The organism is Rhodococcus sp. NPDC060086, assembly GCF_042730275.1.
Taxonomy (GTDB): Bacteria; Actinomycetota; Actinomycetes; order Mycobacteriales; family Mycobacteriaceae; genus Rhodococcus.
On sequence record NZ_JBHWWZ010000031.1, the window covers coordinates 21,397 to 33,901 of the forward strand.

A 12,505-nucleotide genomic window follows, 5' to 3' on the forward strand; every position below is an offset into this window, starting at 1 on the left:
GAACAGTGCCCGACTCCGAATCGTCGAGCGGCGGTGACGGTGCAGTCGACCTGGACGGCGCCGTCGCGCTGCTCTCCGCTGCGGAGACGGTGACCGTGCTGTGCCACATCCAGCCCGATGCCGACACGCTCGGCAGCGGGCTGGCACTCGGCCTGGCGTTCGAACGACGAGGGATTCCCGTGCAGGTGGCGTTCGCCGCGCCCGACACGGTGCCCCTGTCGATGCGAGGCCTGCCGGGTGTCCACCTGGTCACCGCGGCGGAGGAGGTCCGGGACGAGGTGGATCTGCTCGTCGCTGTGGACTGCGGCACCGCCGGCCGTCTCGGCGGGTTGCGGACCCGACTCGAGGGCGCCCGGAACTCGTTGATCATCGACCACCACCGTTCCAACACACGGTTCGGGACCCACAATCTCATCGACGTGGACGCCGAGGCGACCGCGGCGGTCCTCACGGACCTCTTCGACGCGTGGGGAGTCGAGGTCGACGCGGACATCGCGCACTGCCTGTTCGCGGGGCTCGCGACCGATACCGGATCGTTCCGGTGGGTTCGTCCGGGTACCCACCGGCTCGCGGAGAGGCTGCTCGCGACCGGTATCGACGGCGCGAGCATCACCCGCACACTTCTCGACACACACCCGTTCGGGTGGTTGCCGATGCTGTCCTCGGTTCTGGCTTCTGCCACGCTCGTCCCGGATGCCGCTGGCGGCAGCGGACTGGTGTACGCGCTGGTGCGTCGTGCGGACTCCGAGCACCTCGGCGCCGAAGAGATCGAAAGCGTGATCGACATCGTGCGCACCACCGCCGAAGCCGAGGTTGCTGCCGTGTTCAAAGAGGTCGGACCGCAGGAGTGGACCGTCTCGCTTCGCTCCAAACGTGGCGTGGACGTCTCGCTGGTGGCCACCTCCCTCGGAGGCGGTGGGCACCGCTTCGCATCCGGCTACACGGCATACGGCGACTCCGACGCGATCGTCACTGCCCTGCGTGCCGCGCTCGGGTGATGGAGTCGACCGAAGCCGGAAGGGCCCCACTCGACCTCTCGGGTCGACGCATCCTCGGACTTGCGTTGCCTGCACTCGGAGTGCTTGCTGCCGAGCCTCTCTACCTGCTGTTCGACATCGCCGTCGTGGGACGGCTCGGTGCGCTGCCCCTCGCCGGGCTGGCCATCGGCGGCCTCGTCCTCGCTCAGGTCACGACCCAGCTGACCTTCCTGTCGTACGGGACGACCGCCCGGGCCGCGCGATTCCACGGCGCCGGCCGGCGGGACGACGCCGTCACCGAGGGCGTCCAGGCGACCTGGCTCGCGGTGGGCGTCGGGGTCGCGATCGTCGTGATCGGCCAATTGCTTGCAACGCCGGTCGCGAGTCTGATCGCAGGCGACGAGGAGATCGCGGCGGCCGCCGTGTCCTGGCTACGTGTCGCGTTGTTCGGTGCCCCACTGATCCTCATCAGCCTCGCAGGCAACGGATGGATGCGTGGTGTGCAGGACACCGCACGACCCCTGCGATACGTGGTGCTGGGGTTGGGGCTCTCGGCGGTGCTGTGCCCGATCCTGGTACACGGTCTGCTCGGCGCTCCGCGGTGGGAACTCGTGGGCTCGGCCGTCGCCAACGTCGTGGGGCAGTTCGTCGCCGCGACGCTGTTCGTCGTGGCGCTGCTGCGCTCGGGCGTGTCGCATCGGCCGCGTCGTGCGGTGATCGTCGCGCAGTTGCGCCTCGGCCGCGACCTCATCGCGCGGAGCCTGGCGTTCCAGGCGTGCTTCCTGTCGGCGGCCGCGGTTGCCGCGCGGTTCGGGGCGGCTGCCGTCGCCGGGCACCAGGTGGTCCTCCAGCTGTGGAACTTCGTCACCCTCGCCCTCGATTCGCTCGCCATCGCAGCGCAAGCACTCGTCGGCTCCGCTCTCGGAGCCAAGGACACCCGCGGCGCGAACCGGATCGCCTGGCGGGTGACGGCCTGGTCGGCGCTGTTCGCGGCGGGTCTGGCGTTGTTCTTCCTCGCCGGGCGCACAATGATCCCCGGCCTGTTCACGACCGACGACGCCGTGCTCGGCCAGATCGATGTCGCATGGTGGTTCTTCATCGCGATCATGCCCCTCGCCGGGGTGGTGTTCGCGCTCGACGGAGTGCTGCTCGGCGCAGGCGACGCCGCGTTCCTGCGCAATGCCACGCTCACGGCCGCGCTGCTGGGGTTCCTACCGCTGATCTGGTGTTCGCTCGCCTTCGACTGGGGGCTCGCGGGAATTTGGACGGGGCTTACGGTGTTCATCGTGTTTCGGATGATTGCCGTCGTGTGGCGCACCCGGACGGGGCGTTGGGCAGTGACGGGCGCGGACCGGCAGGTCCACGCAGACGACGGAACGGGAGGATAGAAGCCGGTGGCAGCGAAACTGTGGGCGGTCAGCGACATCCATGTGGCACACCGGGGCAACCGGCCTGTCACCGAGGACCTGTTCCCCGAATCACCCGACGACTGGCTCATCGTGGCAGGTGACGTATCCGAGAAGACCGACGACATCCGCTGGGCGTTGAAGCTGCTCAGCGGACGCTTCGCGAAAGTGATCTGGGTTCCCGGCAATCACGAATTGTGGACGACCGCGAAGGATCCCGTACAGATGCACGGGGTCGCTCGCTACGACTACCTCGTCACCATGTGCCGTGAACTCGGCGTGATCACCCCGGAAGACCCGTACCCGGTCTGGGAGGGCGACGGGGGCCCCGTCACGCTGGTGCCGATGTTCCTGCTGTACGACTACTCGTTCCTGCCGGACGGCACCACCACGAAAGCCGACGGCCTCGCCTTGGCGCGCGAGCGGAACGTGGTCGCAACCGACGAATTCCTGTTGAAGCCCGACCCGTACATCACCCGCGACACGTGGTGCCGGGCACGGATCGAGCAGACAAGAGCTCGGCTCGACGCGCTCGATCCTGAGCTGCCGACCGTGCTGATCAACCATTTCCCGCTCGTGCGCGAGCCCACCCGAATGCTGTTCTATCCCGAATTCGCGCTGTGGTGCGGCACCACCGAGACCGCCGACTGGCACGTGCGGTACCGGGCGTTGTGCAGCGTGTACGGACACCTCCACATTCCGCGCACCACCTACTACGACGGGGTGCGCTTCGAGGAAGTGTCGGTCGGATATCCACGTGAATGGCAGCGGCGCGGCCTCCCCGACAATGTGCTACGCCAGATCCTCCCCGTCCCGGACTACCCGCCGGGCACACTCAACAAGTGGGGCGGTCACTTCACCGTGACCCCCGAGATGGAAGCCGAAGCCGAGAAGTTTCGGACTCGACGAGAGAAGGAACTGCGGTGACGGAACCGACGATCTCCCAGGTCGGAGCACGTGAAAGTCTGCTCACACGGATCGTTCCGGACGGTGTCGCAGCCGCGGAACTGTTCTCCGACCCGCCGGGACTCGTGGCCCACCCACAGGAAGAACCGCTCATCGCGAGGGCGGTGGAGAAGCGTCGCCGCGAGTTCATCGGTGCGCGGCACTGTGCACGTCAGGCGATGAGTCGCCTCGGTGTCGATCCGGCACCGATCCTCAAGGGCGACCGGGGTGTACCGGTCTGGCCGCGAGGCGTGGTCGGCAGCCTCACGCACTGCGACGGCTATCGCGGCGCCGTGCTCGGCTACTCGCTGCAGGTGCGTTCGCTCGGGATCGACGCCGAACCGCACGACCGTCTCCCCGACGGTGTCCTCGACGCGGTCAGCCTCGACGTCGAACGCACATGGCTCGCATCGACCTCCGATCCTGATGTGCACTGGGATCGGCTGCTGTTCTGCGCCAAGGAAGCCACCTACAAGGCGTGGTTTCCGCTCACCGGCCGGTGGCTCGGATTCGAGGACGCACACATCACCTTCGAACGCGACAACTCCGCCGAGGCCTCCGGTACGTTCCGATCGAAGCTGCTGGTTCCGGGCGACACCCACGGAGGCCCGCCGCTGACCGGGTTCGAGGGTCGTTGGCTGGTGGCCGACGGACTCGTGCTCACCGCGATCACGGTGCGCTGACCCGTGACCGAATCCGCTTCCGAGAACCCTGCCCTCACCCGCGCCGGTCTGCTCGTCGTGGACAAACCGGCGGGTCTGACCAGCCACGATGTCGTCGCCCGATGCCGAAAACTGCTGGGTACCCGCAAGGTCGGCCACGCCGGGACCCTCGACCCGATGGCCACCGGAGTCCTCGTGCTCGGTGTCGAACGCGCCACCAAACTGCTGGGGTTGCTGGCGCTGACCACCAAGTCGTACACCGCTACCATCCGGCTCGGTCAGAACACCGTGACCGACGATGCGGAAGGTGACGTGCTCGAGACCGTCGACGCCTCGACCGTGAGCGACGACCGGATTGCCGCGGAGGTCGCCGTGTTGACCGGCGACATCGAGCAGGTCCCTGCCAGCGTGAGCGCGATCAAGATCGACGGTAAGCGTGCGTACGCGCGGATGCGCGAGGGCGAAGCCGTGGAGATCCCCGCGCGCCCGGTGACTGTGTCGCGGTTCGACGTTCTCGCACGCCACGACACACCCGAGAAAGGGTTTGTCGACCTCGACGTCGAGGTGGACTGTTCGTCCGGGACCTACATCCGGGCTCTTGCGCGAGATCTGGGAGCAGCGCTCGGCGTCGGAGGGCACCTCACGGCCCTGCGGCGCACGACGGTCGGACCGTTCGGTCTCGAACACGCACGGACACTCGAGCAGTTGGCGGACGATCCGACACCCAGCCTCGATCTCGATGCTGCGATCCTGACTGCGTTCGAGACCCGCTCGGTCACGGCCGACGAGGCCGTGGTGCTCTCGCACGGCCGCTGGCTCGACCCGATCGGAATGCCGGGCGTGTACGCCACGATCGATCCGCAGGGACAGGCAGTGGCGTTGCTCCAGGAGAAGGGGAAGCGGGCGGCGTCGGTGTTCGTGGTCCGCCCGTCGAACATCTGACAGCGCGTCAGACGATCCAGATGGACTCGGCCGCAGGATTTCCCAGATCCACCGTGGTGCCGTCCGGACTCCCGATCCGCACCGAGACGGTACCGGCGAAGTCGCGGCGTTCGATCACTTCGATGTCGGTGTCGAGAGCGATACCGACTTCGTCGAAGTAGCGCAGCATCGCCGGGTCGGAGTCGGAGATCCGGGCGACACGCCCGCGCTCTCCGTCGCCGAATTCGCTGAGCGCGCGGGCGGGTGGCGACGGGATCGAGCCCGCCGCGGTGGGGATCGGGTCGCCGTGCGGGTCGCGCTCGGGGTGGCCGAGTTTGGCGTCGATCGCGGCGATCATGCGCTCGGAGACGGCGTGTTCGAGAACTTCCGCCTCGTCGTGCACTTCGTCCCAGCCGTAGCCGAGTTCTCTGACAAGGAAGGTCTCGATGAGGCGGTGGCGGCGCACCATTGCGACGGCGGCGTCGCGCCCGCTGTCGGTGAGCGAGATGGATCGGTAGCGAGCGTGGTCGACCATGCCCTGGTCGGCGAGTCTGCGGACCGCTTCGGACACCGTCGACGCGGAGACGCCGAGGCGCTCGGCGAGTAGCTTCGTCGAGACCTTCTCACCCGACCACTCTTGGACGGTCCAGATGATCTTCAGGTAGTCCTGGGCGACCGAGGACAGAGTGTCGGTCACGGTGGAGGGCTCACGACTGTCGGTCACGGCACCAGCTTAGGTAACCTTCAGCCGAGAATCACCTTTCCGGACCGGTTGCCTGCGCAGGGCCGAAGTCACCAGGCCCTGCCGTGGTGCGAACAGGTACGCGGCAGCGAACAGCGAGGCCTGGGCGAGGACCACCACGCCACCGGTCGCCGCATCGGTGTAGTAGCTCGTGTACACACCGGCCACCGACCCGAGTGCGCCGAGCGCCGGCGCGATCACCAGCATTCGGGACATCCTGTCGGTCAGCAGGTACGCGGTGGCGCCGGGGATGATGAGCATGGCGACCACGAGGATGACGCCGACGGCCTGGACTGCACTCACGATCGTGACAGCCAGCAGTGCGAGCAGGAGCGCCGACAGCTTGGCGGGGGAGATGCCGAGTGTGTGCGCCTGGACCCGATCGAACGCGAACAGGGTGAGATCCCGGCGCTTGACGACGAGCACCACGAACACTGCGGTGGCGAGCCCGGCGATCTGCCAGACGTCGGACTGGGAGAGGCCCAACAGGTTTCCGAACAGCACGTGGTGCAGGTCGATCTGACTGGGGTTCTTCGAGATCAGGACGACACCGAGAGCGAACAGTGTGGTGAAGACCGTTCCGATCGCGGCGTCCTCCTTGATCTTCGTGGTCCCGCGGACCAGCCAGATCAACGCCACCGCGAGACCTGCGAACAGCAACGCGCCCAGCGTGAACGGTGCGCCCACCAGGTATGCGAGGACCACGCCGGGAAGTACCGCGTGCGATACCGCGTCGCCCATCAGAGACCACCCGATCAACACGAGCCAGCAGCTCAGCAGGGCGCACACCACGGTCGTGATGACCGCGACCACGAGGGCGCGCTGCATGAAGCCGTATTGCAGGGGTTCGAGGATCGGATCGAGCATCACGCCACCTCCTGTGGCTCGGTGCTCGCACCGAACGCACGCGCAAGATTCTCGGGGAGCAGCACCTCGTCGGGGGTGCCGTGCAGGATCACCCGCCCCTGCAACAGGACCGCCTCGTCGCACAGTTGCGACAGGCCCGCAAGATCGTGGGTGGCGACGAGCAGGGTGTGTCCGTCGGCGGCGAGGTCGCGGAGCACCTCGGTCAGCGCCACCTGGGTGGTCGTGTCGACACCCGCGAAGGGTTCGTCGAGGAGCAGCAGCGGTGCACGCTGTGCAATGGCCCGAGCGACGAACACCCGCTTACGTTGCCCTCCGGACAACTGCCCGATCTGACGGTGGGCGAAGGCGGTCATGCCGACACGTTCGAGTGCGTCCGCGACTGCCTCGTGGTCGACGCGACGGGCTCGGCGCATCCATCCCTGGTGTCCGTACCGTCCGGTCATCACGACGTCGCGCACACCGACGGGGAAGTCCCAGTCGACGCCCTCGGCCTGCGGAACGTACGCCACCGCGCCGGACTTTCGTGCGGCGGTGATTCCGATGCCGCCGATGGTGACCTCGCCTTCGTAGGGTTTGACCAACCCCATCACGGCCTTGAACAGGGTTGATTTGCCCGAGCCGTTGGTCCCGACGAGCCCGCACACCCTGCCGGGGTCGAGTTCGAGGTTCACCCCGTCGAGTGCGACGACGGTGTCGTAGCGGACCGTGAGGTGATCCAGACGCAGGGCGGGGCCGGAGGGTCGGTCCGGAGCCAGATGTGGGGTGTGGGAGCGTGTCACGAGCTCAGTCCTGACGTGATGGTTGCGACGTCGTGGCGGAGTAGGTCGAGATAGGTGGGCACCGGTCCGTCGGGTTCGGACAGGGAATCGACGTAGAGGGTGCCGCCGTATGCGGCGCCGGTGTCGGCCGCGACCTGCCTTTGTGCCTTGTCGGAGACGGTGGATTCGCAGAACACCGCGGGAATGTCGTTGTCGCGGACGAAATCGACTGTGCGGGCGATCTGTTGTGGAGTGCCCTGCTGGTCGGAGTTGACCGGCCACAGGTAGGCCTCGCGCATTCCTGCGTCACGCACGAGATAACCGAATGCGCCCTCGCAGGTGACCAGTGCCCGCTGGTGTTCGGGAACCGTTGCCAGCGTCGTGACGAGTTCGTCGTGCACCGCCTGCAGTTCGGTCCGGTAGGCGGCGGCGTTGGCTGCGAAGTCCGCGGCGTGCTCGGGAGCGAGCTCGCTCAGCGCGGCCTCGATGTTGTCGACGTAGATCTGCGCGGTCACCGGTGACATCCACGCGTGGGGATTGAGTTGTGTGGAGGACGCATCGCCGATCGGCAGGGCTTCGATGCCCTCGCTCAATACGACGTGTGCGGCCTCGGTGTCTGCGAGGAACTGCTCGAACCAGCGTTCGAGACCGAGTCCGTTGTCGAGGACGAGATCCGCTTCGGTCGCATGCCTCAGGTCGCCGGGTGTCGGCTCGTAGCCGTGCACCTCGGCGCCCGGCTTCGTGATCGATTCCACCCGCACATGGTCGCCCGCGACGGTGCGTGTCATATCGGCGAGCACCGTGAAGGTGGTCAGGACGAGGGGATCGTCGTCGGTCTGCACGGTGCCACATGCGGTGAGTGCGACGACGGATGCGGAAACCAGGGCTAATTTGGCGCATCTCATCAAAAAGTTAGGCACCCCGAAATTATGCCGAGCGTCGCTTCCGGTTGTCCACCCGGGGTGAGCGCGAGGGCGAGGATGCCGGTCCGTCTCCGGGGTCGTAGGCTTCCGATGTGCAGAGATGGCGAGGTCTGGACGAGATACCCGCGGACTGGGGTCGGTGTGTGGTCACTATCGGCGTGTTCGACGGCGTGCATCGAGGTCACCAGCAACTGATCACCCGAGCGGTGAAGGCGGCGAAGGAGCGGGGTATCGCCAGTGTGTTGATGACCTTCGACCCGCACCCGATGGAAGTGGTGCGTCCGGGAAGTCATCCGGCCCAGCTGACCACCTTGGCTCGGCGCGCCGAACTCGCCGAGGAACTCGGCCTCGATGTGTTCTGCGTGATGCCGTTCACTCCCGAATTCATGAAGCTCTCTCCCGAGCGGTACGCGCACGAGATCCTCGTCGAGAGATTGCATGTCGCCGAGGTCGTGGTGGGGGAGAACTTCACCTTCGGCAAGAAGGCCGCGGGGACCGTGGAGATGCTCCGCGCGATCGGCGAGCGCTTCGGTTTCGCGGTCGACGGGCAGACCCTGCTCGCCGAACATGCAGTGACTTTCTCGTCGACCTACATTCGGTCGTGCGTCGATGCCGGCGACATGGCTGCGGCGACCGATGCGCTCGGTCGCCCCCACCGGGTCGAAGGTGTGGTCGTGCACGGCGACGGACGCGGGCGCGGGCTGGGATTTCCCACAGCGAACATCGGACCCCCGATGTATGCGGCCATCCCGGCGGACGGTGTCTACGCTGCGTGGTTCACCGTCCTGGGTTCGGGATCTCCCGTGGACGGGCTCGATGCCGGACGCCGCTACCGGGCTGCGGTGTCGGTGGGCACGAATCCCACCTTCTCGGGCCGGAATCGTACGGTCGAGGCGTTCGTCCTCGACGAGGAGGCAGATCTCTACGGTCAGCACGTAGCAGTCGACTTCGTCGAGCGGCTTCGAGGTATGGAGAAATTCGATTCCATCGAAGCACTGGTTTCCGCGATGCATCGAGATGCGGACCGCGCTCGTGAACTCCTGGTGGACGACGCGTAGGTCGTGACGTAACGCAACCCCGGGGGAAGCGCCGGGCGGACCTCTGGTAATGTTGCCCGTCGGTGTGTGCTGCGGTTCGCGGCGGCTGCACCACCGGGTTCCGGCCCGTTTTTCATCACGCGAACGTCAGTGATCAGGAGTACGACAGTGGCATTGACCACCGAGCAGAAGAAGCAGATCCTCGGCGAGTACGGTCTCCATGAGACCGACACCGGTTCGCCGGAGGCGCAGGTGGCTATGCTCACCAAGCGCATCACCGATCTGACCGAGCACCTGAAGCAGCACAAGCACGACCACCACTCCCGCCGCGGCCTGCTGCTGCTGGTCGGTCGTCGTCGCCGCCTGCTCAAGTACGTCGAGAAGGCCGACGTCGCGCGCTACCGCTCGCTCATCCAGCGTCTGGGCCTGCGTCGCTGACGCAGTTCGGAAGCGACACGATCTGCATTCGCTGATCTTTTCCGATAGCCAACGGGGTACCCCTTAGACTGGGCCTCGTTGGCTATCGGTGTATGCGCCGCATTTGCCGGCGCAGCACATCGCCGCCAACGGCGATGTTCCGTACGCACCGACGGTGTCGGTCTTCGGTAGTGACCTCCCGGCCGCACGAGAAGTGCCGGTGGGTTTCGATCGACGGCCGCCTCCGTGAGCCGGTGCGCAGCCGCGGCCAAGGGGGCCCGGCGCCCGCGCGGGTACGGCGAAGACGAAGAGGGAAGAGAAGATTTCACAGATGACCAGTAACACCGCAGTCGAGGTCGACGAGGGCGTGTTCGAATCCGTCGCTACGCTCGACAACGGGTCTTTCGGCACCCGCACCATTCGATTCGAGACCGGACGCCTCGCTCAGCAGGCCGCCGGCTCCGTCGTCGCATACCTCGACGACGAGACCATGCTGCTCTCGGCCACCAGCGCCTCGAAGCAGCCCAAGGACCATTTCGACTTCTTCCCGCTGACGGTGGATGTCGAAGAGCGCATGTACGCAGCAGGCCGCATCCCCGGCTCGTTCTTCCGTCGCGAGGGCCGTCCCTCGACCGACGCGATCCTCACCTGCCGCCTCATCGACCGGCCGCTGCGTCCGTCGTTCGTCGACGGTCTGCGTAACGAGATCCAGGTTGTCGTCACGGTTCTGAGCCTGAACCCCAACGACCTCTACGACGTTGTCGCGATCAACGCCGCGTCCGCCTCCACCCAGCTCGCGGGCCTGCCGTTCTCCGGCCCCGTCGGTGGTGTGCGCGTCGCGCTCATCACGTCGGAGGAGAACAAGGCCGGCCAGTGGGTCGCATTCCCGACCGTCGAGCAGCTCGAGAATGCTGTGTTCGACATGGTCGTCGCGGGCCGCATCGTCGGCGGCGAGAGCAATCCCGATTCCGCCGATGTCGCGATCATGATGGTCGAGGCGGAAGCCACCGACAACGTCATCGCACTCGTCGAAGGCGGCGCGCAGGCTCCGACCGAGGTGATCGTCGCCGAGGGCCTCGAAGCCGCGAAGCCGTTCATCGCCCGTCTGTGCATCGCTCAGCAGCAGATCGCCACCGCGGCTGCGAAGCCGACCGGCGACTTCCCGCTGTTCCTGCCGTACCAGGACGACGTGTACGCAGCCGTCGAGGCCGCAGCGTCCGCCAAGCTCGCCGAGGCTCTCACGATCGCAGGCAAGCAGGAGCGTGACGACCGCACCGACGCGGTCAAGGTCGAGATCCTCGAGCAGGTTGCACCGTCCTTCGAAGGACGCGAGAAGGAGATCGGCGCAGCATTCCGCTCGCTGACCAAGAAGCTCGTGCGCCAGCGCATTCTCCGCGATCAGTTCCGCATCGACGGCCGCGGCATCACCGACATCCGCGCACTCTCGGCCGAGGTCGCCATCGTTCCTCGCGCTCACGGTTCCGCACTGTTCGAGCGCGGCGAGACGCAGATCATGGGTGTCACCACCCTCGACATGGTCAAGATGGCGCAGCAGGTCGACTCGCTCGGCCCCGAGACTAGCAAGCGCTACATGCACCACTACAACTTCCCGCCGTACTCGACCGGTGAGACCGGCCGCGTCGGCTCGCCGAAGCGTCGTGAAATCGGCCACGGCGCACTCGCCGAGCGGGCTCTCATGCCGGTGCTTCCGAGCCAGGAAGAGTTCCCGTACGCGATCCGTCAGGTGTCCGAGGCACTGAGCTCCAACGGCTCGACGTCGATGGGCTCGGTGTGTGCGTCGACGCTGTCGCTGCTCAACGCCGGTGTGCCGCTCAAGGCGCCGGTTGCAGGCATCGCGATGGGCCTGGTCTCCGACGAGATCGAGCTCGAGGACGGCACCCGCGAGACGCGGTACGTCGCCCTCACCGACATCCTCGGCGCCGAGGATGCATTCGGTGACATGGACTTCAAGGTCGCGGGTACCAAGGATTTCGTCACGGCTCTCCAGCTCGACACGAAGCTCGACGGCATCCCGTCCAAGGTTCTTGCCGGTGCACTGTCGCAGGCACACGACGCCCGGGCCACGATTCTCGAGGTCATGGCCGAGGCCATCGACGCGCCCGACGAGATGAGCCCGTTCGCGCCGCGCATCACGACCATCAAGGTCCCCGTGGACAAGATCGGTGAGGTCATCGGCCCCAAGGGCAAGATGATCAACTCGATCACCGAGGAAACCGGCGCCAACATCTCGATCGAAGATGACGGCACCGTCTACGTCGGTGCTGCGGACGGCCCGTCCGCACAGGCCGCGATCGACAAGATCAACGCCATCGCGAATCCGCAGCTGCCGAAGGTCGGCGAGCGCTTCCTGGGCACGGTCGTCAAGACCACCGCCTTCGGTGCGTTCGTGTCGCTCCTTCCGGGCCGCGACGGTCTCGTGCACATCAGCAAGCTGGGTAGCGGCAAGCGGATTGCCAAGGTCGAGGATGTCGTGAGCATCGGGTCGAAGATCCGCGTCGAGATCGCCGACATCGACAATCGCGGCAAGATCAGCCTGATCCCCGTCGAGGAGGAAGCCGCCGCTGAGCCGGCTGCCACCGGAGAGGCCGCCACCGAGGCTGCCGAATCCTGATTTCGCGTACACCGCCCGCGTGTGGTTCCCCCGGTAGGGGAGAACCGCCCGCGGGCGGTGTCGTATCCGGTATCTGGGGACCTGCCGAAAGTCACTGTTTCCAAGAAGCTTTCGGCTCCGGTGCACCCTAGGTGCTCGGTGGTCGGGTCCGCCAGGGACTTTCGTACCAGGGTACGAATTCACATAGTGCGCCCGTTGTAACGTTTACCCAAACATGC

At 66.6% G+C, this 12,505-nt stretch carries 12 protein-coding genes; 8 read left to right on the forward strand and 4 right to left on the reverse strand.

Annotated features, from left to right (window positions below):
- The first annotated feature begins 5 nt into the window (after positions 1 to 5).
- Genes ACFWB0_RS17160 through truB form a run of 5 tightly spaced genes read left to right on the forward strand, consistent with a single transcriptional unit; the run spans position 6 to position 4,932 of the window.
- Complete coding sequence (locus ACFWB0_RS17160; protein ID WP_378491702.1) at positions 6 to 998, forward strand: bifunctional oligoribonuclease/PAP phosphatase NrnA; 993 nt, start codon at positions 6 to 8, stop codon at positions 996 to 998.
- A complete protein-coding gene (locus ACFWB0_RS17165) occupies positions 998 to 2,365 on the forward strand; it encodes an MATE family efflux transporter (RefSeq protein ID WP_378491670.1) in 1,368 nt (455 codons plus the stop codon). The genes ACFWB0_RS17160 and ACFWB0_RS17165 overlap by 1 nt, the downstream gene beginning before the upstream one ends.
- Before the next feature lie 6 nt (positions 2,366 to 2,371).
- Positions 2,372 to 3,310, forward strand: a complete 939-nt coding sequence (locus ACFWB0_RS17170; protein ID WP_378491671.1) for a metallophosphoesterase family protein — start codon at positions 2,372 to 2,374, stop codon at positions 3,308 to 3,310.
- Between the two features lie 38 nt (positions 3,311 to 3,348).
- Positions 3,349 to 4,011, forward strand: a complete 663-nt coding sequence (npt, locus tag ACFWB0_RS17175) for a 4'-phosphopantetheinyl transferase Npt (RefSeq protein ID WP_378491703.1) — start codon at positions 3,349 to 3,351, stop codon at positions 4,009 to 4,011.
- Positions 4,012 to 4,014: 3 nt separating this feature from the next.
- Positions 4,015 to 4,932 carry a tRNA pseudouridine(55) synthase TruB gene (gene truB, locus ACFWB0_RS17180; protein ID WP_378491672.1) on the forward strand — a complete coding sequence of 306 codons (918 nt, stop codon included), beginning with the start codon at positions 4,015 to 4,017 and terminating at the stop codon, positions 4,930 to 4,932.
- 7 nt (positions 4,933 to 4,939) lie between these two features.
- Here truB and ACFWB0_RS17185 read toward each other — a convergent pair whose 3' ends face one another.
- From ACFWB0_RS17185 to ACFWB0_RS17200, 4 genes are read right to left on the reverse strand one after another with little or no spacing between them, the layout of a single operon-like run.
- On the reverse strand, positions 4,940 to 5,635 hold the full coding sequence (locus ACFWB0_RS17185) for a metal-dependent transcriptional regulator (RefSeq protein WP_378491673.1): 696 nt from the start codon (positions 5,633 to 5,635) through the stop codon (positions 4,940 to 4,942).
- A 9-nt stretch (positions 5,636 to 5,644) separates the two neighbouring features.
- Positions 5,645 to 6,520 carry a metal ABC transporter permease gene (locus ACFWB0_RS17190; protein ID WP_378491704.1) on the reverse strand — a complete coding sequence of 292 codons (876 nt, stop codon included), beginning with the start codon at positions 6,518 to 6,520 and terminating at the stop codon, positions 5,645 to 5,647.
- Entirely contained in the window at positions 6,520 to 7,299 is a 780-nt protein-coding gene (locus ACFWB0_RS17195; protein WP_378491674.1) for a metal ABC transporter ATP-binding protein, read from the reverse strand. Before ACFWB0_RS17195 ends, ACFWB0_RS17190 begins: the two co-directional genes overlap by 1 nt.
- Positions 7,296 to 8,183 carry a metal ABC transporter substrate-binding protein gene (locus tag ACFWB0_RS17200; protein WP_378491705.1) on the reverse strand — a complete coding sequence of 296 codons (888 nt, stop codon included), beginning with the start codon at positions 8,181 to 8,183 and terminating at the stop codon, positions 7,296 to 7,298. Before ACFWB0_RS17200 ends, ACFWB0_RS17195 begins: the two co-directional genes overlap by 4 nt.
- Positions 8,184 to 8,293: 110 nt before the next feature.
- On the opposite strand from ACFWB0_RS17200, the gene ACFWB0_RS17205 reads away from it, so the two are divergent.
- From ACFWB0_RS17205 to ACFWB0_RS17215, 3 genes are all read left to right on the forward strand, one after another.
- On the forward strand, positions 8,294 to 9,259 hold the full coding sequence (locus ACFWB0_RS17205) for a bifunctional riboflavin kinase/FAD synthetase (RefSeq protein ID WP_378491675.1): 966 nt from the start codon (positions 8,294 to 8,296) through the stop codon (positions 9,257 to 9,259).
- Between the two features lie 147 nt (positions 9,260 to 9,406).
- Positions 9,407 to 9,676 carry a 30S ribosomal protein S15 gene (gene rpsO / locus ACFWB0_RS17210; RefSeq protein ID WP_378491676.1) on the forward strand — a complete coding sequence of 90 codons (270 nt, stop codon included), beginning with the start codon at positions 9,407 to 9,409 and terminating at the stop codon, positions 9,674 to 9,676.
- Positions 9,677 to 9,986: 310 nt separating this feature from the next.
- Positions 9,987 to 12,287, forward strand: a complete 2,301-nt coding sequence (locus ACFWB0_RS17215; RefSeq protein ID WP_378491677.1) for a polyribonucleotide nucleotidyltransferase — start codon at positions 9,987 to 9,989, stop codon at positions 12,285 to 12,287.
- The last annotated feature ends 218 nt before the right edge of the window (positions 12,288 to 12,505 follow it).